Genomic DNA, 22,917 nt, shown 5'->3' on the forward strand with positions numbered 1-22,917 from the left:
CACTGTGCGGTCATGTCGACGACGAACGGCTCAGTCCTTGCTCGAAAAGTCGTACTTGACGCTGACCTGCAACCGGCTGTCGGTTCCTGAGGCGCCGCCGTTGTCGGTACGCCGTCCCCACAGGAATTCCGCGCCGACCAGCAGGCTGTCGGTCGGATAGTGCAACAGGTTGACCGATGCGTACTCGCCTTTCTTGAAGGCATCTGCGTTCTGGTTGTTGCTGTTGTCGACCTGGGTAAAGCTGTATCCCGCGGACGAGCTCCAGCGGTTGTTCCACCAGTGATCGTAATAGAGGACGGCGGCCCACAGCGGCATGGCGACCGCGTCCGGGATCCGTCCCGGCGCGCTGTCGTCCGGGATCAGGTCGTTGCCGCCGTCGTTCATGTAGCTGGCAATGCCCTTGCCGCCGAGCACCGACAGGATCAGGCGGTCCTTGCCTCCGAAGCGGAGATTGGTGGAGAGATTGAGTCCCCAGCCGATGTCGTCGCCTTTGGGGGCGTTGTCTACGGTGCCGGCCGTGTCGAAGCCGACCTTGCGCAGGATGCCCGCCGCCTGGAAGTGTCCCCAATCGCGGTCCATCCGGAACTGGGCGGTCAGATCGGGCCAGTCGTCGTGGCCTTCGGCGGCGGCGCCGAAGGCGGGGAACTCGCGGCCGAAGCGGCCGGTGTCGATGTCATCGCCAGTGTCTTCGATGGCAACGGAAAAACTGTTGGGGCCGCTGAGCGGCGTCCAGCGGATCTGTGCGGTACGCAGATACGCCATGCCGTTCGGCCCCCAGTAGTCGATGGTGTTGGGGAACACATCCCCGTCCATGAACAGGCTGTTGGTCTGTCCTGCCAGCCATTGGCCGTACTGGCCGTAGGCATGGCGCAGATGCAGGGTGGTTTTTCCCTCGTCGGCACCGACGCCGTACAGGTCGGCCTCGAGCTTGACGTGGAGATCGCGGTTTCCGATCGGCCGCGTCGCCTGGATGCCCAGGCGACTCTGGCGCACGCTGGCGATGTACTTGCCGTCGCCGCCGTACCGACCGTCGACGGTCGGGATGCGCGTCGGCCGCAGGCTGTCCTCCCAGCCAGGGTGCATCCGTCCGAAATCCTGGATCGCATCGATCTGGGCGTAGCCGTAGATCTCGATTTCGGTATCGGGGCGTGCGTTGGGCGCAACCGGGGCCAGCGCGGTGGTGGAGGGCTGCGCCGGTTCGATCGGAGTGGCTGCGGTGACAGGTGCGGCGGTCGTGACCGATTCTGATGCTTCCAGCCGCGCCTCGAGCGCGGCCAGCCGGCTTTTGAGCGCTTCGATTTCCGCCCGGAGGCTTGCGCGGACCTCCGCGCCTTCCGGATTCGCGCCGAAGGCCGGTGCTGTGGCGATTGCGAGCAATGCGATGGACGTAGCGAGTGACGCTCGGCCGCGCATGTGAGTCCTCCTTGAACCGAAATTTCCAAGTCGCCCCCCTTTGTCGACTATGAACAAGGCTTCTTCTTGTTGTCGAGTGTCGAAGCCCTCAGGCGTGATCCAGGTCCCTTTTCGAGAATTCTGGATTCGTGATCAGCAGACCAAACAAGGGCTCCGGCGATTCCGCGGCCCGCAGGAATGATCAATGCACGGCGATGCCAGCGTGTATTCCCATTTCTTGGCCAACGCGGCTAAGCTGGCTGCGGTCGGGGGCACGGTCGACAGGGAGCATGGATGTACGGTCTGCCTGGGCATTCCAGTGTTGTACGCCGTTTTGGTTGCGGTCTGGCAATGCTGTTGCTGGGCTGGGCGAATCCATTGTGCGCTGCACCATTAAGCTTCCAGGAAGCCTTGGCTCGCCTGGAACGCAATCCCAGCTTCGAGGCTAGTGCGGCGCAGCGCGCAGGTGCCGATGCCGCGCACGACACGGCTCGCGCCCTGCGCTATCCGCACATCGGCCTATCCGGCGTCTACGGACGCTTCTCCGACCCCGTCGAAATCGATCTGGGGCCTTTGAACGATCTGATCCACCTGATCGATCCGCAGTTGCCTGCGCTGCCCAACCCGGTCCTGCAACCCGAGCGCTTCGCCTTCGCGATGGCGACCGTGACCTGGCCGGTGTTCACCGGCGGCCGTATCGATGCGGCCCGGCAGGCGACCGCCGCGGGCCAACGCAGTGCGCAGGCAAAACAGGACGCCACGCGCAACGCCCTGGTGCTCGACCTGGTGGCGCGCTATCACGGTGTCACCATCGCCGAGCGCGCCGCGAGCGTGCAGGACGGCATGGTCGAGAGCCTGCGCGAACATCTGCGCAATGCGCGCGCGCTCGAAGGCGAGGGCCAGATCGCCGCGGCGGAGCGCATGCGCGCCGAAGTGGCCCTGGCGCAGGCGGAGGCGGCCCAGCAGCAGCGCCGCCATGCATTGCAGCTGGCCCGCGCCGGGCTGGCCAATCTGCTCGGTGTCGATCCGCAGGTCGAACCTGTGACCGCACTGGCCGAACCGCCGCCACCCGAGGCGCAGACGGACCTGCAGACCGCAGCGCTCGCCTCGCATCCGGTGTTGCAGCAACTCGCAGCGCTCGCCGAGCAGGCCGAGCAAGGCGTGCGCGCGGCGCGCGCGGAGTACTGGCCGACGATCGCCGTGGTCGGCGGGTACGAGGTCTACAACTACCAACTGCCGGAATTGATCCCGGAATGGACCGTCGGCGTGAATCTCACCATGCCGCTGTTCGACGGTGGCGCGCGACGGGCCAAGGTGGCCGGTGCGCGCGCCCAATGGGACGAGGCAAAAGCGCTGCAGCGCGAGGCCGGGGATCGGATCCGCTTGCTGGTGCAAGAGCGCTACCTTGCCCAGGACGACGCGCGGCGACGGCTCGATGTGGCCGTGCGTACGGAGACGTTGGCCTCGGAAAGCCTGCGTCTGCAAAAAGTCGCGTTTCGCGAAGGCGTCGGCCGCAGCGTCGACGTCGTCGATGCCGAAAACGCATTGGCCACGGCGCGCCTGGCCCGGCTGGCCGCGCGCTACGACAGCGCCCTGGCCTGGACGGCGCTCATGCTCGCCGCAGGCCGCCGCCTCGAGGTCGAACGCGTGTTCTCCCGCCCAGGTCCGGAGGTCGAATCCGATGCGTCCTAGAGCGTGTCATGTGCTTCTGCTGCTGTTGGCCCTGTCCGGCTGTCGTGACGAACCGATGATCGAGGGACGCGTCGAACTGCAGGAACTCAACATCGCCGCCAAGTACCCGGGCCGGTTGGCGAAATGGCATGTCGTCGAAGGCCAGCGGGTGAAAGCCGGCAGGTTGCTGGCCGAGATCGTGAGCCCCGAAGCCGAGGCCAAGCGCGTGCAGGCCGACGCCATGGTCAAGGGCGCCGAAGCGCAGCAGGCGAAGGCGGACGAAGGCGCGCGCCGGCAGGAACTGGCGCAAGCCGAAGCCGGCGTCGGCGCGGCGCGCGCGCAGGCCGATCTCGCGCGCGTGACCGAAGGACGGATGCAGCGCCTGTTCGCCGAGGGCGTGGTGCCGCGCCAACGACTGGACGAGGCGACCGCCTTGCGCCGCTCGGCCGACGCCGCACTGGCCGGCGCCGAGGCGACGCGATCGCTGGCCCGCGAAGGCTTGCGCCCGGAAGACAAGGCCACGGCGGCCGCGTTCACGGCCGGTGCGCATGGGATGCGCCAGGAAGTCGAGGCGGCGCTGGAGGAGACACGACTGCGGGCATCGGCCGACGGCGAGATCGCGGATATTCTCGTGCACGAAGGCGAGATCGTCGCTGCCGGATTTCCGGTGGCGGTGCTGGCGCGCGACGATGTCCCTTGGGTGAGCTTCCACCTGCGTGAAGATCAGCTCGCCGGGCTGCGTATAGGCCAGCGGTTGACGGTGCGTATCCCCGCCCTCGCCGGCGATCCACAGGTAGTCCTCGAAGTCGACCGCATCGCGGTGCTCGGCGACTACGCCACCTGGCGTTCGACACGCGATCTGGGCAGCTACGACCTGCGCAGCTTCGAGGTCCGCGCCCGCCCGCAGGCGCCGGTCGCCGGCCTGCGCGCCGGCATGAGCGTGCTGGTGCCGTTGGCGCAGTTGCGCCCGCGCGAATGAGCGCGGCGCGATCGCCGGGCCTGCGGGTCGCGTTGCGCGAGATTAGATGCTGGCGTAGCGACTGGGTGACGGTCGCACTGTTGTCCTGGCTGCCGTTGCTGGCCAGCGTGCTTCTGCTGGCGATCTTCGTCGCGCGTACCAGCCGGGACCTGCCGATCGCGGTGCTCGACCATGACGGCAGCGCGGTTTCGCGCGCCCTGATCGATCAACTCGATGCGGCCAGCGGTGTCCGCGTCGCGATGCAGGCGTCGTCGCTGCATCAGGCCAGCACTGCCGTACTGCGGGGCGAGGTGTACGCGGTGGTGGAGATTCCTGCGCACTTTCGGCGCGACGTGATGCGCGGCAGCCGTCCACAGGTCGGCCTGCTGCTGAACCAGCAGTCGATGAGCGCGGCCAATGCCATTGCCCGCGACGTGCAGACGGTGGTGTTGACCGCGTCCGGCCGGCAATCGGCCGGATTGCGGCTGGCCACGGGCATGCCGCCCTCGGCGGTCGCGGCGGCGGCCCAGCCGCTGCGTGTCGAGATCCATCCGCTGTTCAATCCCGGCGTGGACTATGCCGCTTATCTCGGCATCGCCTTGCTGGTCGCCGGCTTGCATTGCTTCGTCGCGCTGCATGGCGTGCGCGCCGTCGCCGGCGAGCGCGACGACGGGCAGCGTGCCTGGTCGCGGGCGGCGGCCGGCCACTGGCGGCCGGCCATGCTCGGCAAGCTCGGGCTCGCCTGGATCTGGTGGTGGCTGTATGGCCTGGCCGTGCTCGGCGGCGCTTACCTCTGGCTCGGGTTGCCGATGATGTCGGCACCTGCGCTGTTCGCATTGGGCTGGGGCGGCCTGGTCGCGGCGTACCTGGGCCTGGGCGCCGTGCTGGCGATGCTGCTGCCCGCGCACATCGCCTATTCCGGTGTCAGCGCCTTGTCGGCACCGGCGATGGCCTTCTCGGGTGTGACCTTTCCGCTTGCGGCGATGCCGCTGATCCCGCGCATGTTCGGCGAGTCGCTGCCGCTGACCTGGTTTCTTCGCCTGCAGACCCAACTGGTGACCGAGCGTGTGGACGCCGTGCTGGCCTGGCCCACGGCGGGACGGCTGTGGCTGTTCGCGTTGGTGCTTGTCGGCACGTTCGCCTTGCTGCTGGCGCGCCGTTGGCGCGGGCACCGGCCATGAGCGCCTTCTTCGACGGCGCCCGCTACGAACTCGACGCCTTGCGCCGCGCCCCCGGTGCGCTGGTCATCCTCGCCGTGGCGGCCTTGTTCTACGGGCTGATCTATCCGGCCCCGTACTCGGCGCAGGTGTATCGCGATCTGCCGGTGTATGCGCTCGATGCCGACGGGAGTGCATTGTCGCGAGAAGTGCTGTCGCGCATCGATGCCAGCCCGGATCTGCGGATCGTCGCCGGATCCACCGACCGCCTGGCCGCACGTCGGGCACTGGAACGAGGCGATGTGCTGGGCATCGTCGAGATGCCTCCCGACTTCCAGCGGCAAGCGTTGCGGGGCGAGCAGCCGATGGTCGGGATCTTCGCCAACGCCGGCTACCTGCTCGCCTACAGCGAAGTCGCGACCGCGGCAAGCGAAGCGGTTCTGGAAACCGGTGCGGAGCTCGGCGTGGCGGCCGAAGCCGCGCGCAGCGGCGTTCCGGGGCGTGCCCTGGCCGTTCAATTGCCGATGGGCGTGCAGGTCACGCGCCTTTACGATCCGGCCGGGGGCTACGCCAGCTTCGTGGTGCCGGCGGTGCTGGTGGTGATCCTGCAGCAGACCCTGCTCATCGGCCTGGGCCTGTTGTGCGAAGCGCGCCGCGAGGGAAATCCGCGTGCCAGTGAAGGATGGATCGCCGACGCCGTCTGGGTCTTCGGCCGCGCCGCGCCCTGGACCGGCCTGTATCTTCTGGAGCTGGTGCTGCTGCGCTGGGGCGTGTTCGCGCTCTACGATCTGCCCGACGCAGGTTCGGCATGGCGCGTGCTGCCCTTCATGGCTTTGTTCCTGCTCGCCGCGACCTTGTTCGGCCTGGTCCTGGCCGAGCGCTTTCGCCGCAGCGACGATGTGATCCCGTTGCTGCTGTTCACCTCGTTGCCGATCGTATTCCTGTCGGGCTTCTCCTGGCCGACGCCGCTGATCCCCGAACCCCTGCAATGGCTGGCGCGGCTGCTGCCCAGCACGGCCGGTGTCGAGGGTTTCGTGCGATTGAACCAGTTGGGTGCAGGCTGGGCGGAAGTGTGGTGGCCAGCATTGAATCTCAGTGGTTTGGTCATCCTGTTTTCCGGTCTGCTGGTGTGGCAACGACGATTTTAGGGGAATCGTATGTTCGAGCTGCTGCGTCCCATCCTCCATTCGGCCGAAGCCATGCTGTTCTTGACGATCGCCCTCGGCGTGCTGTTAGGACGGCAGAAGTTGCGCGGATTTTCCTTCGGCAGCGCTGCGGGCACGTTGATCGTCGGAACGTTGCTCGGCGCCTTGTCCGGCGCGGCGGCTCCAGAACTCTCGCCTACACTCAAGTCCATTGCTTTTCTCTTCTTCGTATTCGCCGTTGGCTTCCAAAGCGGGCCGCAGTTTTTCGCCTCGCTCGGGCGAGCAAGCTTGCCGCTGGCCGTCATCGCGATCGTGGTGGCGATCATGGGCCTGATCGCTGCCGTCGTGGCAGCATGGTTGTTCGGCTTCGACAAGGGCACCGCGATCGGCCTGGCCGCCGGTTCGCTCACCCAGACCGCCATGCTCGGCACCGCCTATGGCGCCCTGGAGGGGGTGGGGCTGTCGGCGTCCACCTTGCAGGAGATCGAAGGCCGGGCTGCGGTGACCTTCGCCTTGACCTACGTGATCGGCACGGTCGGCGTCGTGCTGTTCTGCTCGCAGATCGCACCGCGCCTGATCGGCGTCGACCTGAAGGCCGCCGCCCAGCAACTGGAGGTCGGCCAGATCGGCGTGACCCAAGGCGCCGGGCCGCAACTGGACTTTCGTTCGCTGGTCGCGCGTGTCTTTCGCGTGGACGCGGCGCAGGGCCTGGTGCTCAAGGATCTGAATGCATCGCTCGGGCGCCTCGCCGCGGTCGAACGTGTGCGCCGAAGCAATCAGGACCTTCCCTTGTCGGACGATCTTTGCCTGCAGCGCGGCGATCTTGTCGCGGTGCAGGGCTATCGGCCGGCAATCGTCGACGCCGCCGGGCGTATCGGCCAGGAGGTGGCGGCGGAGGAGCTCGTTTCGGACCTGCTCGGGGACGGCGTCGACGTCGCGCTCGCCAGCCGTTACGCCGGCCTGACGCTGCACGATGCCGTGACCAGACTGGGCGAGGCCGGTCATGGCGTGTTCCTGCGCCGCATCCGCCGCCAATCGCAGGAATTGCCGGTGACGTCCATGACGGTCCTGTTGCCCGGCGACGTGTTGACCCTCGCCGGACCGCCCGACCGCCTGGGGGCCGTGCTGCCATCGATCGGCACCCCCGTCAATCGCGGCCATCGCGCCGATGTCGCGTTCCTGGCCGCCGGGCTCCTCTGCGGCGTATTGATCGGGCTCGTCACGCTTACGGTGAAGGGCCTGCCCATTACGCTGTCCGCCGGCGGCGGCGCCTTGATCGCCGGCCTGCTCTTCGGCTGGTGGCATGCGAAGCGACCGCATATCGGCATTCCGCAATCGGCGACCCAGATCATGTGGGATTTCGGCCTGGCCGCGTTTTGCGCACTGGTCGGTCTCACGGCCGGGCCGCAAGCGCTGTCGGCCTTGCAGTCGGAAGGGCTGGCCATGTTGGCCGCGGCGCTGATGGTGGCGCTCGCACCGCAGTTCGCCGGCCTGCTGGTCGGGCGCTTGCTGGGGATCCACCCGGTATTGCTGGTCGGCGCATTGGCCGGCGCGCAGACCCAGGATGCCGCCATGCTCGCGGCGAGCGACGTGGCGCAGAGCCCGACGCCGGCCTTGGGCTTCACCGTGCCTTATGCCATCGGCAACATTCTTCTGACGATGCTGGGTCCGGCCGTGGTAGTGCTGGTAGCTTGATTCCGCCGACACGTTGCGACTGCTACAAAGCGCATGCCCGGCTGCTCCGCGCTTGTGCGGATACCGATCGCCAGCAGTTTGCGGATCGGCGGCGGGATATCGAGCTGAGACTTGCGATCAGCGGCGGTGCTGGAGGCATTAGCGATAGTGACCGCTGCCAATTTCTAGGTTGCACGGCACGACGCGCTGAAGCTTTGGTCCGCCAGGAACTTTGTCGCCATACTTCATCCGAAGCAGAGCCGAGGAGGGGAAGTGCGATGGGCGTCGCGGTCCGGATGAGAATTCTGGCCTTGGGGCTGGCGCTGAGCGCCTGCGCACCGGCCGCCGCCAAGACCTGTCTCGTGCTCGGTGGCGGCGGTGCGCGAGGCGCGGCCCACATCGGCGTGATCAAGGTGATCGAGCGCGAGCGCATTCCGATCGATTGCGTCGCCGGCACCAGCATGGGTGGTGTCGTCGGCGCCCTGTACGCCTCCGGTTATAGCGCCGCGGACATCGAGGCCGTGCTCGACGCGATCGATTGGAACCGCACCTTGCGCGACCAGCCCGTGCGCGCCCTGCTCCCGATGACGCGCAAGCGCGACGAACTGCATTACCTGCTGACCACCGAGCTGGGATTGGGGCGCGACGGCAAATTGCGGATGCCCACCGGCGCCGTCCAGGGGCAGCAGCTGGAATTGCTGCTACGGCGATTGTTTCTGCCGGTCTCGGATGTCGAGCGTTTCGACGACCTGCCGATTCCGTTCCGCACGATCGCCACCGACATCGGGACCGGCGAGGGCGTGGTCTTCGACCGGGGCGACCTGGCCCTGGCCGTGCGCGCAACGATGTCGGTCCCGGGCATCTTCGCGCCGGTGGACTATCAGCAACGGCTGCTGGTCGATGGAGGCGTCGTCGAGAACGTGCCGATCTCGGTGGCCCGGAGCATGGGCGCCACGCGTGTGATCGCCGTCGACGTGGGAGCGGGCCTGTTGCCGAAAGAGAAGTTGACTTCATCGGTGGCGATCACGCTGCAGACCTTGTCGGCGTTGATGCTTCGGCGGACACAGGAGCAACTGGCGACACTGGGTCCGGACGATGTGCTGATCACGCCGCAACTGGGCGATATCGGCAGCGCCCAGTTCGATCACGCAATGGAAACCGTACCGTTGGGGCAGGCCGCGGCCGAAGCCGCCCTGGATCGCCTGCGTGCATTCTCGGTGCCCGAAGCCGAATACGAGGCGTGGCGGGCGCAGCATCGGCGCCGCGAGTTCGATCCGCCGTTGATCGACTTCCTCGAGGTCGCCACGCAAGGAAGCCGCGCCCCCGAACGGATCGAACGCCGGCTGTCGAACGCGGCGGGAAAACCGCTGGACACCGCCAGTCTCGAGCAAGACATCAACGAAGCCTTCGCCGCCGGCGACTACCAGCGCATCGGCTATCGGCTGGTGCAGCGCGACGGCCGGACAGGGTTGCGGATCCTGCCCGAGGACAAGGCCTGGGGACCACTGTTCTGGCATGCCGGCTTGACCCTGAGCGACGATTTTTCGGGCCGCAGCAACTACCAGCTCAGTCTGGAAGCCCGATTGACCGGCCTCAACGCCGAAGGCGGCGAGCTACGCGGGCGGCTCGAGGCGGGTGCGGTGGGCGGATTGCGCCTGGATTTTCGCCAGCCCTTTGGATCGCTCGGACAGTACCTGGTGCAACCGTATGCGCAATACCGCGCTTACGAGCAGCCGCTTGTGCTCGAACCGGGCACCACGCTTGCCGAATTCCGGGTGCGCGAATCCACGGCCGGCGTCGAACTGGATTGGATGCCGACGCCGTTCTGGCAAGGGTGGTTGCGCGCTGAGACCGGGCGCGACCGCATCAGCGTGCATGTCGGCGATCCGGCGCAGTTCGAAGGCGGCCGCAACGGCTGGGGCGCACTGGGCGCAGGGGTGATCCGCGATACTTTCGATTCGGTCCAGTTTCCCAAGCAGGGCAGCCGCACGCAATTGGCCTATACGCGTATCACCGAGGCGCTGGGCGCCGACGACGACGGCGATGCCGCCGAGGTCACCTGGGACAAGGCGTTGACCCGGGGCCGCCATACCGTGTTGCTCGGCCTGCACGGCAAGAGCGTCTTCGGCGATCCCCGCACGATCCGTACCGCCAGCTTTTTCGGCGGGCTGACCTACCTGTCGGGCTTTGGCGAACGCGAAGTCGTAGGCAACCACGGCGTGCTGGCACGCGCCGTTTACTATCGTCGTTTCGGCCGGCTCGACGCCTTGTTTTCGGTGCCGGCCTACGTGGGCGGCAGCCTGGAGTACGGCGGCGCTTTCGCCGATCGCAACGACATCAACGCCGGCAACCTGATCGTTGCCGGCAGCGTCTTCATGGGCGTCGAAAGCCCGCTGGGCCCGATTTTCCTGGGCTACGGTCGCAACGATCTGGACATCGATTCGTTCTACCTGAGCTTCGGCTCGCTGCTGCGAGCTATTGAATAGGGATTGCTTCCTATCTGGTTCGTTGGCCGGCCTCCAGGTTGGGTGGTCCCTGAAGCCGATAGCCGACCTATCACTCCACGGTCACGCTCTTGGCCAGGTTGCGCGGCTTGTCGACATCGGTGCCGCGCGCCAGCGCGGTGTGATACGCCAGCAGCTGCACCGGGATGGTATGCACGATCGGGCTGAGCACGCCGACGTGGCGCGGGGTGCGGATCACGTGCACGCCTTCGGATTCGCCGAAGTTGCTGTCCTGGTCGGTGAACACGAACAGTTCGCCGCCGCGCGCGCGCACTTCCTGCATGTTGGACTTCACCTTCTCCAGCAGGCTGTCCTTCGGCGCGATCACCACCACCGGCATGTCGGCGTCGACCAGCGCCAGCGGGCCGTGCTTGAGCTCGCCGGCCGGATACGCCTCGGCGTGGATGTAGGAGATCTCCTTGAGCTTGAGCGCACCCTCCAGCGCGATCGGGTAGTGCACGCCGCGGCCGAGGAACAGCGCGTGCTGCCTCGGCGCGAAGCGCTCGGCCCAGGCGGTGATCTGCGGCTCCAGGTTGAGCGCGTGCTGCACACTGCCGGGCAGGTGGCGCAACGCGTCGATGTACCCCGCCTCCTGATCCTCCGGCAGGCGGCCGCGCAGCTTGGCCAGGGTCGCGGTCAAGGTGAACAGTGCCACCAGCTGGGTGGTGAAGGCCTTGGTCGAGGCGACGCCGATCTCGGCGCCGGCACGGGTGTAGTAGGCCAGCCGGCTGGCGCGCGGGATCGCGCTTTCCGGCACGTTGCAGATCGAGAGCGTGCGCATCTGCCCGAGCGACTTGGCGTACTTCAGCGCTTCCATGGTGTCGAGCGTTTCGCCCGACTGCGAGATGGTGACGATCAGCTGATTGGGATTGGCGACCGCGGTGCGGTAGCGGTACTCGCTGGCGATCTCGACGCTGCACGGCAGGCCGGCGATCGACTCGATCCAGTAGCGGGCAACCGATCCGGCGTAGTAGCTGGTGCCGCAGGCCAGGATCTGCACGCTCTCGACGTCGGCCAGCACCTCTTCGGCATTCGCGCCGAACAACGTCGGGCCGAAGGCGCCGGTATCCATCACCGCCTCGATGGTGTCGCCGAGCGCACGCGGCTGCTCGTGGATCTCCTTCTGCATGAAGTGCCGGTACGGGCCGAGTTCCAGCGATGCCAGCGACACGTCGGACAGGTGCTCCTCGCGCTCGACGCGCGCGCCGTCGTCGCCGAACACGCGTACGCCGTCGCGCGTCACCTCGGCGGTGTCGCCCTCCTCCAGGAAGATCACCCGGCGCGTCGCCTGCACGATCGCCGAGACGTCGGAGGCGACGAAGTTCTCGCGCTCGCCCAGGCCGATCAGCAGCGGGCAGCCCATGCGCGCGCAGACGATGCGCTCGGGCTCCTTGCGGCTGACCACGGCCAGCGCGTAGGCGCCGTCCAGTTCCTTGACCGCGCGCTGCACCGCCGCCAGCAGGTCCGGTCCGGGCTCCGACCCGTCGCCGTTCTTGAGGTGATGATGGATCAGATGCGCGATCACCTCGGTATCGGTCTGCGACTCGAACGCATAGCCCAGCGCCGACAGGCGCGCGCGCTGCTCCTCGTGGTTCTCGATGATGCCGTTGTGCACCAGCGCCACGCCGTGGCTGATGTGCGGATGCGCATTGAGCTCGGTGACGCCGCCGTGGGTGGCCCAGCGGGTATGGCCGATGCCGAGGCCGGCGGCGAAGCCCTCGGCGCCCGCCGCGGCCTCCATCTCCGTCACGCGTCCGGTGCGGCGCACGCGGCGCACTTCGTTGCCGTCGACCACGGCGATGCCGGCCGAATCGTAGCCGCGATATTCCAGGCGCTTGAGGCCTTCGATCAGGACGGGAACCACATCACGATCCGCGATCGCGCCGACGATGCCGCACATGGGGACTGCTCCTTGTTGTTGTCGATCTAGTGTAACGGCGAAGGCCGGAAAACCGTCCGCGCGGACGCGTCCGGCCCTGGTGCGGACATCTCCGGACACGTGCTTTCTTGATTGGTTTCAATCATTTAAGTGTTGGCACGGTTCCTGCATCACAACAGGTAACCCAATCATGAGCAGCCGAACCGCCATGCCCCGACCCAGCCCCATCCGCGATACCTCCGGCCAGGACAGCACGCTCGCCGCGCAGCCGCCGATGCAGCGCCGGCTGCGCCGCTGGCTGCTGCCCGGCCTGGCCGGCGCCGCGGTCCTGGCGGCGCTGGTGTGGGTGGTCGCGGGCTGGAGCGGCGGCGGCCGTTCGTACGACGCCGCGCGCATCCGCATCTCCGAGGTCAAGCGCGGCGACCTGGTCCGCGACATCTCCGCCGACGGCCGCGTGATCGCCGCCAACAGCCCCACCCTGTACGCCATCGCCGGCGGCACGGTGACGCTGAAGGTGGTCGCCGGCGACGCCGTGAAGGAAGGCCAGGTGCTGGCCGAGATCGACAGCCCGGAACTGCGCAGCCAGCTGGTGCAGGAGGAGTCGACGCTGGCCAGCCTGCAGGCCGAAGCCAATCGCGCCGCGCTCGACGCCCGCATCGCCCGCGCCGAGGCGCGCAAGCTGCTCGACCAGGCCGAGATCGAGCGTGTCGCCGCGCAGCGCGACCTGGAGCGCTACCGGCGCGGGTTCGAAGGCGGCGCCGTGGCCCAGGTCGACGTAGCCAAGGCCGAGGACGGCGTGAAAAAGGCCGAGATCGGCCTGGCCTCGGCACGCGAGGATTACGACCTGAAGGGCCAGGGCGCCGGACTGGACGCGCGCAACCGGCAGCTGCTGGCGGCGCGCCAGCGCTCGGTGGTCGAGGAACTGCAGCGCCAGGTCGATGCATTGAACCTGCGCGCGCCGTTCGACGGCCAGGTCGGCCAGGTGCAGGCCGCGCAGCGCAGCAACGTCGCCGCCAACGCGCCGATCCTGAGCGTGGTCGACCTGGCGGTGTTCGAGCTCGAGATCAAGGTGCCGGAAAGCTTCGCCCGCGACCTCGGCATCGGCATGCCGGCGCAGATCCGCAGCGGTGCCGAGATCTTCCCCGCCGAGGTGTCCGCGGTGTCGCCGGAAGTGGTCAACGGCGAGGTGTCCGCGCGGGTCCGCTTCAGCGACAAGCAGCCGCCCGGCCTGCGCCAGAACCAGCGCCTGTCGGCGCGCATCCTGCTCGACACCCGCGACGACGTGCTGATGGTCGACCGCGGCCCGTTCCTGGAGCAGGAAGGCGGCACCCACGCCTACGTCGTCGCCGACGGCCGCGCCGAACGCCGGCCGATCCACACCGGCGCGGTCAGCCTCAACGCCGTGGAGATCACCGAAGGGCTGCAGGAGGGCGAGCGCATCGTCATCTCCGGCAGCGATCAGTTCGACAACGCGGACCGTGTCCGCATCTCGGGAGAATGAGCATGAACGCCAACAACGCCTTTCCGTTCCACCTGAACTGGAATCCGCAGCAGATCGCCGACGCGGTGCCGCTGCGCCTGTTCGAGGTCGACCTGTTCGCCGTCGACCGCGGCCGGGCCACCAGCGCGAATGCCGAATCACCGCCGCGCGGCAAGCGGCGCACCGCCGGTTATCTGCCGACGCCCGGATTGCCCACGCAGTTCCGCGTGCACGGCTGACGCCTCTTCACCCGTCGCCCGTAGAGCGGAGCTTGCTCCGCTGCTCCCGGCTCCGGAGCCCGCGTAGCGGAGCAAGCTCCGCTCTACGGCAGGCCGTCAGCGACTCCGCCACCTACACATTCCAATCAGGATCCCGCCATGCTGCACATGCAAGCCGTCTCCAAGGTCTACCGCACCGAACTGGTGGAAACCCATGCCCTGCGCGCGCTCGACCTGCACGTGCGCGAAGGTGAGTTCGTCGCCGTCACCGGACCGTCCGGCTCCGGCAAGACCACCTTCCTCAACATCGCCGGCCTGCTGGAGACCTTCACCGGCGGCGACTACCACCTCGACGGCGTCGACGTCAGGGGCCTGAACGACGACGCGCGCAGCCGCCTGCGCAACCAGAAGATCGGCTTCATCTTCCAGAGCTTCAACCTGATCCCCGACCTCAACCTGTTCGACAACGTCGACGTGCCACTGCGCTACCGCGGCATGAGCGCCTCCGAGCGCAAGCTGCGGATCGAGGACGCGCTGGGGCTGGTGGGCCTGGGATCGCGGATGAAGCACTATCCGGCCGAGCTGTCCGGCGGGCAACAGCAGCGCGCGGCGATCGCGCGCGCGTTGGCGGGCAGTCCGCGCCTGCTGCTGGCCGACGAGCCGACCGGCAACCTCGACTCGCAGATGGCACGCAGCGTGATGGAGCTGCTGGAGGACATCAACGCGCAGGGCACGACGGTGGTCATGGTGACCCACGATCCGGAACTGGCCGCACGTGCGCAGCGCAACGTGCACATCGTCGACGGCGTCGCCACCGACGTGGTGCGCGAGCCGGCGCTGGTCGGCCGCGGCGCAGACGCCACCGAATCCGCTTCCGCCTGAGGCCGCCGCCATGCTCGCCTACTATTTCAACCTGGCCCTGCGCAGCTTCCGCCGCAACCGGGTGCTGACCATGCTGATGGTGCTGGCGATCGCGCTGGGCATCGGCGCCAGCATGACCACGCTCACCGTGTTCTGGGTGCTGTCCGGCGACCCGGTGCCGGGCAAGAGCGACCGGCTGTTCTACGTGCAGCTCGATCCGCAGCCGGCCGACAGCTACACCCCGGGCGACGAGCCCCCGCGGCAACTCACCCGCTACGATGCCGAGGCGCTGCTGCGCGAGGGCCGTGCGCAGCGGCAGGCGCTGATGACCGGCGGCAACGTGAACGTGGAACCGGAGCGCCAGGGGGTGGACCCGTACCGCGCCGACAGCCGCTATACCTCGGCCGATTTCTTCGCGATGTTCGATGTGCCGTTCCGGTATGGGCGCGCCTGGGACGCCGGCGCTGACGAGCGCCACGAGCGCGTGGCGGTGATCAGCAGCGAGATGAACGAGCAGATCTTCGGCGGCGGCGACAACACCGGACGCACGATACAGCTCGAACGCAATACGTTCCGGATCGTCGGCATCCTCGACGAGTATCGGCCCACCCCGAAGTTCTACGACCTGAACGCGTCCAACGGATACGGCGCGGTCGAGCAGGTGTTCATGCCGTTCACCACCTCGCGCGACCTCGATCTCGCCCGCAGCGGCAGCATGGATTGCTTCCGCGCCCGGGATGCGGGACAAAAGGACACCGACATCGGCGCCGGCTGCGTGTGGATCCAGTACTGGGCGGAGCTGGCATCGGCGGCCGACGCAGCCGACTACCGCCGGTACCTGGTCAACTATTCCGCGCAGCAGCGCACCGCCGGCCGCTACGAGCGCGAACCGAACGTCCAGCTGCGCAACCTGATGGGCTGGCTGGATTTCAACCAGGTGCTGCCGAGCGACGTACGCCTGCAGATGTGGCTGGCGCTCGGCTTCCTGCTGGTCTGCCTGCTCAACACGGTGGGCCTGCTGCTGGCCAAGTTCCTGCGCCGCTCCAGCGAGATCGGGGTGCGGCGCGCGCTCGGTGCCTCGCGACGCGCGGTGTTCACGCAGTGCCTGGTCGAGGCCGGCACGGTCGGACTGGCCGGCGGCGTGCTCGGCCTGGGACTTGCCGCGCTCGGGCTGTGGGCCGTGCGCCAGCAGTCCACCGACTATGCGGACCTGGCGCGGCTCGATCCCGCCATGCTGCTCGTCACGTTCGCACTCGCGCTGCTCTCCAGCCTGCTCGCCGGCATGCTGCCCGCCTGGCGCGCCTGCCAGATCGCTCCCGCCATCCAGCTCAAGTCGCAGTAAGGATCCCCGCCATGGAAATCCGCCCCATCCTCTCCACTCTGCGGCGCCACAAGACCGCGGCCGCCCTGATCGTGCTGCAGGTCGCCGTGACCTGCGCGATCATCTGCAACGCGGTCTTCCTGATCGCCGGGCGCATCGAGGCGATCAGCCGGCCCACCGGCATCGACGAAGCCGGCATCGTCCGCATCCAGCTCACCGGCATCGGCCAGGACGTCAACCCGATGGCGGTCACCCGCGAGGACCTGGCTGCGCTGCGGGCGATCCCCGGCGTGATCCACGCCACCAGCGTCAACCAGGTGCCGCTGGTCAACTCGTCCTGGAACACGTCGGTCACCACCGCGCCCGACCAGGTGCTGCCGACCCTCAGCACCACGATGTACATGGGCGGGCCGGAGCTGTTCGAGACGCTGGGGCTGGAGCTGGTCGCCGGCCGCATGCTGAGCGCCGACGAGTTCGAGGACTACGACGAGGAGGAGGGCTTCCGCGGAATCACGCCCGGCGCCGCGGTGGTGACGCGGAGCTTCGTGGAGCGCGCGTTCCCCGGCAGCGACGGCATCGGCGAGGTCTTCTACTTCAGCGAGGATCCGATCCGCGTGGTAGGCGTGGTCGACACGCTGGTGCGGCCGAACCTCAAGAGCTGGGCCGGCCAAGCCGGCCATTCGGTCCTGCTGCCGGTCGCGGTGCCCTACACCATGGGCGGCAACTACCTGATCCGCACCACGCCCGAGCGACGTGCAGAGGTGCTGGACGCCGCCGTGCGCGTGCTGAAGGAGAACGGCGGCAACCGCATCATCCTCGAGCAGCAGATCTATGACGAGATCCGCCAGGACTACTACGCGCAGGACCGCTCCATGGCCTGGCTGCTGGCCGCGGTGATCGTCGCGCTGCTGGTGGTGACCGCGCTCGGCATCGTCGGCCTGGCCAGCTTCTGGGTGCAGCAGCGCACCAAGCAGATCGGCGTGCGCCGCGCGCTCGGCGCAACGCGCGGGCAGATCCTGCGCTATTTCCAGGCCGAGAATTTCATCCTCGCCACGATCGGCATCGTCATCGGCATGCTGCTGGCCTTCGGCCTGAACCAGATGCTGATGGAGCGCTATGAGTTGTCGCGGCTGCCTCTGGTGTACCTGCCGGTCGGCGCGGTCGCGCTATGGCTGCTCGGGCAGCTCGCCGTCTTCTGGCCGGCGCGGCGGGCCGCCTCGGTGCCGCCGGCCGTGGCCACGCGCTCGGTCTGACCGTTCCGCCCGGCCCGGAAGCCGGTCCGCATGACACGCCACCCGCCAAGATCCACCGGACAAGGAAATGCAATTGAACAAGGCAATCGTCATGTCGCTGGCTCTGGCCCTGGCAGGCGTCGCATCTGCCGAATCCGCACCGGAATCCGAACTGTTCCAGGCCATGAGGGAGCAGGACCGGATCTTCTTCGAACGCGGGTTCAATCGCTGCGACTTCGATTACCTCGAACGCACGGTTCATCCCGAACTGGACTTCTACCACGACCAGAGCGGCTACCAGGACAGGCAGACGTTCCTCGAAAACACCCGCAGGTACGTCTGCCCGGAATCCGGCGCCAAGCCGATCAGGAAAGTCGATGAGGACAGCTTGACGGTCTTTCCGCTGTCCCGGGACGGGAATCCGTACGGCGCCATCCAAAGCGGCACCCATCGCTTCTATCTCAGGGAGCCGGGCAAGAACGAGGACGTGCATACCGGCAGCGCCCGGTTCACGCACGTGTATCTCCTCGAGGACGGCAATTGGCTGCTGAGGGAGGTCCTGAGCTACGATCATTCGGATCCGGAAGACTGAACCCGACGGTTCCGCCGGCCTAATCCGTTTCCGGCAACCCATCTCCCGTGTCCCTATGCCTAACGTCCTCGTCATCGACGACAATCCCGCCGTCGCCACCGCGCTCGAAATGCTGTTCTCGCTGCACGACATCGACACCGTGGCGGCCGACTCGCCCGAGGCCGGGCTGGATGCGCTGGAGCGCGAGCCCTTCGATCTGGTGATCCAGGACATGAACTTCCGCACCGATACCACCTCCGGCGACGAGGGCGTGGCGCTGTTCCACGCCATCCATGCGCAGCACCCGGACCTGCCGGTGATCCTGCTCACCGCCTGGACGCACCTGGAATCGGCGGTGGAGTTGATCAAGGCCGGCGCCGCCGACTATGTGGCCAAACCGTGGGACGACCACAAGCTGCTGACCACGATGCAGAACCTGCTGGAGCTGTCGGCGAGCCGGCGCGAGCTGGCGCGCCACCGTGGCGACGCGCGGCGCCGGCGCGAGGCGCTGGAACGCGACTATGACCTGCGCGGGATCGTCTGGGCCGATGCCGCCAGCGAACGCGTGCTGTCGCTGGCCTGCCAGGTGGCGCGCTCGGAGCTGCCGGTGCTGATCACCGGCCCCAACGGCGCCGGCAAGGAGAAGTACGCCGAGATCCTGCACGCCAATTCGGCGGTGCGCGACGGGCCGTTCGTGGCGCTCAACTGCGGCGCGCTGCCGGGCGAGCTGATCGAAGCGGAGCTGTTCGGCGCCGACGCCGGCGCCTACACCGGCGCCAACAAGGCGCGCGAGGGCAAGTTCGAAGCCGCCGACGGCGGCACCCTGTTCCTCGACGAGATCGGCAACCTGCCGCCGGCCGGCCAGATGAAGCTGCTGCGGGTGCTGGAGACCGGCCGCTTCGAGCGCCTGGGCTCCAATCGCGAGCGCCAGGTCAGGGTGCGCGTGGTCAGCGCGACCAATACCGACCTGCCGGCGGCGATCGCGGCCGGCACCTTCCGGGAAGACCTGTACTACCGCCTCAACGCGATCGAGCTGAAGCTGCCGCCGCTGGCCGAGCGCCAGGACGACATCCTGCCGTTGGCCCGGCATTTCCTGCCTCCCGGCAAGACCCTCGGTCGCGATGCCGAGCGCGCCCTGCTGCGCCACCCGTGGCCGGGCAACGTGCGCGAGCTGCGCAATGCGGTGCAGCGCGCCGCGCTGCTCACCCCGGGCGACACGATCCAGGCCGAGGCCTTCGGCTTCGCGCCGGCGTCGCCGCGGACCGCTGCGGCACCGGCGACCGTCAGCGACGAACCGGACCGCAACGCCATCGAATCGGCGCTGCGCCGCAACGACGGCGTGCTGGCGCAGGCCGCCGCCGACCTCGGCCTGTCACGCCAGGCGCTGTACCGGCGCATGGACAAGCTCGGCATCCCGCGAAGCTGATGCGCATCCTACGGGTACTGCCGCTGGCGATCCGGCTGATCGCGATCACCATCACCGGGGTCGTCGCGACGGCGGCGGCGACCGCTCTGCTCTCGACTTGGATGCCGATCTGGCCGGCCGCGGCAGTCGCTGCCGCGCTGGTCGGGAGCGTACTGGCGGCGGCGCTCTGGCGCACCATCGTGCCGCTGCGCGCGCTGTTCCGCGCGCTTGCCGGCACCGTCGACAGCTATCGCGACGGCGACTTCAATTTCGGCATCACCTGGAACAGGTACAGCGAGCTGATCGAGCTGGTCGCCGCCCACAACCGCCTCGGCGACGTGCTGCGCGAGCAGCGCACCGAGATCGTGCAGCGCGAACTGCTGCTCGACACCATGGTGCAGAACACGCCGGTGGCAATGGTGCTGCTCGATTCCGGCCGCCGCATCGTCCACGGCAACATCGCCGCGCGCAAGCTGCTCGGCGATGGCCGCCGGCTGGAAGGGCAGTCCTTCGATGCGCTGCTCGCGCATGCGCCGGAAGCGCTGCGCGACGCCTTCGCCCGCGGCGGCGACGGCATGTTCACGGTCGGCGACGAGAACAGCGAGGACATCTATCACCTTTCCCGGCGCGTGTTCCGGCTCAACGGCCGCGCGCACGAACTGGTCCTGTTGCGCCAGCTCACCGCCGAGTTGCGCCGCCAGGAAGTGCAGACCTGGAAGAAGGTGATCCGGGTGATCAGCCACGAACTCAACAACTCGCTGGCGCCGATCGCCTCGCTGGCGCATTCGGGCGCGGAACTGCTGCGCCGCGGCCAGCACGACCGCCTGCCGGGCGCGCTGCGCACGATCGAGGAACGCGCGCGGCACCTGGAGGGCTTTCTCCGCGACTATGCACGCTTCGCCAAGCTGCCCGTGCCGCGCCTGGAGAACATCGAATGGGGCGGCTTCGTCGAGCGACTGCGGAACCAGGTCGAGTTCGCCTTCGACGGCAACGGCGCCGACGGCCATGCGCGCTTCGATGTCGCCCAGCTCGAACAGTGCCTGATCAACCTGTTGCGCAATGCCCACGAGTCCGGCTCGCCCGCCCACGCGGTGCGCCTGTCGCTACGCCGGCTTCCGGAGGCATGGCGGATCGATATCCTCGACCGCGGCAGCGGCATGAACGAGGCGGTGCTGGCCAACGCGCTGCTGCCGTTCTATTCCACCAAGCGCCACGGCACCGGCCTCGGGCTGGCGCTGGCGCGCGAGATCAGCGAAGCGCACGGCGGCCACATCTCGCTGCTCAACCGCGACGGCGGCGGACTGTGCGTCTCGATCCATCTGCCCGCATAGGCGGGCAGGCCGACCACGCGGACGCGACGCGGCACGCCGGCACCGGCACCGGCACGCGCTAAGGTACGCGTCTTCGCCTGGGGAACGGACCTGGTGCCTCGCAGGCTGCTGTCGCTCGTCATGCTCCTGATCGCCGGCACGGCCGCCGCGGCCGAGAGCCGGCACACCGTACTGCTGCTGGGCCGCGCAGCGGGCGAACAGACGCTCTCGCTGGAGGACGGCGAGTATCGCGCCGAATACAAGTACAGCGACCGCGGCCGTGGCGAGGCGCTGGTCGCGACCTGGCGGCTCGACGATTCGGGATTGCCGGTCGACTACCGCGTCGAAGGCCACGACTACATGAAGACCGCCGTCGACGAGCGCTTCGGCACCGGGGATGGCGTGGCGCACTGGCGGAGCGGCTCCGGACGGGGCAGCGCACCGCTGGGCCCGCGCGCGTTCTACGTGCCCGAGTATGCGCCGCCGGAGCTGACCGCCGTGCTGGCGCGCGCCCTGCTGAAGGCGCCCGGCCGGCGGATCCCGCTGCTGCCGTCCGGCGAGGCCCGCCTGGAAGACGCCGGCGAACTGTCGTTGGAGTTCGACGGCACGTCGCGAAGGATTCACCAGTACCGGATCTCCGGACTGGGCTTCGCGCCCGTACCGGTCTGGCTGGACGAGCACGGCGACACCGTGGCGATCGTCACCGGCTGGCTGTCCGCGATCGCACCGGGCTGGGAACCGGCCTACGAGCGCCTGCTGTCGGAACAGCGCGCTGCCGACGAAGCGGCGGCGGCGCAGCTCGCACGACGGCTGACGCACCGCCGCGGGGCGGACCTGCTGATCCGCGACGTGCGTCTTTTCGATCCGCGCGACCTGTCGGTGACGCCCGCCAGCAGCGTGCTCGTCCATGGCGAACGCATCGTCCGCGTTGCGCCCGGTGGCGACATCACGCCACCGCCCGGCGTGGAGATCGTCGAAGGGCGCGGCCGCTTCCTGATGCCCGGCCTGTGGGACAACCACCAGCATTTCAGCGACTCGACCGGAATCCTCGACCTGATCAGCGGCGTGACCACCGCCCGCGACCTCGCCAACGACAACGAAGCGCTGATGGCGCGCGTCGAGCGCATCGACGCCGGCCTGGAACTGGGACCACGGGTGTTGCGTGCCGGCATCATCGACGGCCCCGGACCGTTCGCCGGACCGACCCCGATGCTCGCCGAAGACGCGACGCGCGCGATCGAGATCGTCGACTGGTATGCCGACCACGGATACGGGCAGATCAAGATCTATTCCTCGCTCGACCCGTCGCTGGTCGGCGTCGTCGCGGACCGCGCCCATGCACGCGGACTGCGCGTGAGCGGTCACGTCCCGGCCGGCATGTCCGCCAGGCAGTTCGTCGCCGCCGGCGCCGACGAACTCCAGCACATCAACTTCCTCGTTCTCGATCTGCTATCGGACCGAGTCACGGAAACCCGCAACATGAACCGCTTCACCGAGGTCGCGGCGCATGCGCGCGCCTATCCGCCGGACCATCCCCAGGTCCGCGAACTGCTGGATATCCTCCGGCGCCATGGAACGGTGCTCGATCCGACGCTCAACATCTACGAGAGCATGTTCGGCGCCGACTCCGCAGCGCCCCCGCCGGCGCTGGCGAAGGTGGTGGGCCGCTTCCCGCCGCAGGTCGCGCGACAGCAGAAGTCACGCGCGCTCGAAGTGCCGGAGGGCGAGGAAGCCGCCTACGCGCAGGCGCTGCCCGCACTGATGGCGCTGCTCAGGGCCGCGCACGAGGCCGGCATCCCGATCGTCGCCGGCACCGACTCGCTGGCCGGCTACAGCCTGCAGCATGAGCTCGAACTCTACGCACGCGCCGGCATCGCACCGTCGGAGGTCCTGCGCATCGCCACCCTCGCCCCGGCCGAGGTCATGGGCAGGACCGACGATCTCGGCGCCCTGGCACCGGGACGCTACGCCGACATGCTGCTGATCGACGGCGATCCGAGCCGCGATATCGGCGACATCCGCCGCATCGACGCGGTGTTCAAGGGCGGCGACCGCTACGATCCAGCAGAGCTGGAACGCGCGCTGGGCATCACCCCTTCCGTGGACGCCGCCGGCGCTCGCTGACGTCTGCCGGCGGCC

At 68.4% G+C, this 22,917-nt stretch carries 17 protein-coding genes; 15 read left to right on the plus strand and 2 right to left on the minus strand.

Annotation, left to right across the window (positions count from 1 at the left end; genetic code table 11):
* Positions 1-30: 30 nt before the first annotated feature.
* Complete coding sequence (locus AB5T46_RS10070; RefSeq protein WP_370563789.1) at positions 31-1,470, minus strand: DcaP family trimeric outer membrane transporter; 1,440 nt, start codon at positions 1,468-1,470, stop codon at positions 31-33.
* 333 nt (positions 1,471-1,803) lie between these two features.
* Here AB5T46_RS10070 and AB5T46_RS10075 point away from each other — a divergent pair, with 333 nt between their 5' ends.
* From AB5T46_RS10075 to AB5T46_RS10100, 6 genes are read left to right on the plus strand one after another with little or no spacing between them, the layout of a single operon-like run.
* On the plus strand, positions 1,804-3,084 hold the full coding sequence (locus tag AB5T46_RS10075; protein WP_370563790.1) for a TolC family protein: 1,281 nt from the start codon (positions 1,804-1,806) through the stop codon (positions 3,082-3,084).
* Positions 3,085-3,139: 55 nt separating this feature from the next.
* Positions 3,140-4,042, plus strand: coding sequence for an HlyD family secretion protein (locus AB5T46_RS10080; RefSeq protein ID WP_370563791.1), 903 nt, complete (start codon positions 3,140-3,142; stop codon positions 4,040-4,042).
* Positions 4,039-5,202 (plus strand): ABC transporter permease, encoded by a 1,164-nt coding sequence (locus AB5T46_RS10085; protein ID WP_370563792.1) that lies wholly within the window; start codon positions 4,039-4,041, stop codon positions 5,200-5,202. The genes AB5T46_RS10080 and AB5T46_RS10085 overlap by 4 nt, the downstream gene beginning before the upstream one ends.
* The gene (locus tag AB5T46_RS10090) at positions 5,199-6,326 is read left to right on the plus strand and encodes an ABC transporter permease (RefSeq protein WP_370563793.1); all 1,128 of its coding nucleotides are present in this window, start codon (positions 5,199-5,201) and stop codon (positions 6,324-6,326) included. The genes AB5T46_RS10085 and AB5T46_RS10090 overlap by 4 nt, the downstream gene beginning before the upstream one ends.
* Positions 6,327-6,335: 9 nt before the next feature.
* Entirely contained in the window at positions 6,336-8,018 is a 1,683-nt protein-coding gene (locus AB5T46_RS10095; RefSeq protein WP_370563794.1) for an aspartate-alanine antiporter-like transporter, read from the plus strand.
* Positions 8,015-10,483 (plus strand): patatin-like phospholipase family protein, encoded by a 2,469-nt coding sequence (locus tag AB5T46_RS10100; protein ID WP_370563796.1) that lies wholly within the window; start codon positions 8,015-8,017, stop codon positions 10,481-10,483. The genes AB5T46_RS10095 and AB5T46_RS10100 overlap by 4 nt, the downstream gene beginning before the upstream one ends.
* Before the next feature lie 70 nt (positions 10,484-10,553).
* Here AB5T46_RS10100 and glmS read toward each other — a convergent pair whose 3' ends face one another.
* On the minus strand, positions 10,554-12,401 hold the full coding sequence (gene glmS / locus AB5T46_RS10105) for a glutamine--fructose-6-phosphate transaminase (isomerizing) (RefSeq protein ID WP_370563797.1): 1,848 nt from the start codon (positions 12,399-12,401) through the stop codon (positions 10,554-10,556).
* Between the two features lie 169 nt (positions 12,402-12,570).
* On the opposite strand from glmS, the gene AB5T46_RS10110 reads away from it, so the two are divergent.
* From AB5T46_RS10110 to AB5T46_RS10150, 9 genes are all read left to right on the plus strand, one after another.
* Complete coding sequence (locus tag AB5T46_RS10110; protein ID WP_370563798.1) at positions 12,571-13,881, plus strand: efflux RND transporter periplasmic adaptor subunit; 1,311 nt, start codon at positions 12,571-12,573, stop codon at positions 13,879-13,881.
* Positions 13,882-13,883: 2 nt separating this feature from the next.
* Positions 13,884-14,099 (plus strand): hypothetical protein, encoded by a 216-nt coding sequence (locus AB5T46_RS10115; protein WP_370563799.1) that lies wholly within the window; start codon positions 13,884-13,886, stop codon positions 14,097-14,099.
* A 138-nt stretch (positions 14,100-14,237) separates the two neighbouring features.
* Complete coding sequence (locus tag AB5T46_RS10120) at positions 14,238-14,960, plus strand: ABC transporter ATP-binding protein (RefSeq protein ID WP_370563800.1); 723 nt, start codon at positions 14,238-14,240, stop codon at positions 14,958-14,960.
* A gap of 10 nt (positions 14,961-14,970) precedes the next feature.
* Positions 14,971-16,281, plus strand: coding sequence for an ABC transporter permease (locus tag AB5T46_RS10125; protein ID WP_370563801.1), 1,311 nt, complete (start codon positions 14,971-14,973; stop codon positions 16,279-16,281).
* 11 nt (positions 16,282-16,292) lie between these two features.
* Positions 16,293-17,513 (plus strand): ABC transporter permease, encoded by a 1,221-nt coding sequence (locus AB5T46_RS10130; protein WP_370563802.1) that lies wholly within the window; start codon positions 16,293-16,295, stop codon positions 17,511-17,513.
* Between the two features lie 67 nt (positions 17,514-17,580).
* Positions 17,581-18,084 carry a nuclear transport factor 2 family protein gene (locus AB5T46_RS10135; protein WP_370563804.1) on the plus strand — a complete coding sequence of 168 codons (504 nt, stop codon included), beginning with the start codon at positions 17,581-17,583 and terminating at the stop codon, positions 18,082-18,084.
* Positions 18,085-18,139: 55 nt separating this feature from the next.
* On the plus strand, positions 18,140-19,489 hold the full coding sequence (locus AB5T46_RS10140) for a sigma-54-dependent transcriptional regulator (RefSeq protein ID WP_370563805.1): 1,350 nt from the start codon (positions 18,140-18,142) through the stop codon (positions 19,487-19,489).
* On the plus strand, positions 19,489-20,799 hold the full coding sequence (locus tag AB5T46_RS10145; RefSeq protein WP_370563806.1) for a sensor histidine kinase: 1,311 nt from the start codon (positions 19,489-19,491) through the stop codon (positions 20,797-20,799). Before AB5T46_RS10140 ends, AB5T46_RS10145 begins: the two co-directional genes overlap by 1 nt.
* A gap of 93 nt (positions 20,800-20,892) precedes the next feature.
* Positions 20,893-22,902: an amidohydrolase family protein gene (locus AB5T46_RS10150; protein ID WP_370563807.1), complete on the plus strand. Its 2,010-nt coding sequence runs from the start codon at positions 20,893-20,895 to the stop codon at positions 22,900-22,902.
* Positions 22,903-22,917: the final 15 nt, after the last annotated feature.

This window comes from Luteimonas salinilitoris (assembly GCF_041300785.1).
GTDB classification, from domain to species: Bacteria; Pseudomonadota; Gammaproteobacteria; order Xanthomonadales; family Xanthomonadaceae; genus Luteimonas; species Luteimonas salinilitoris.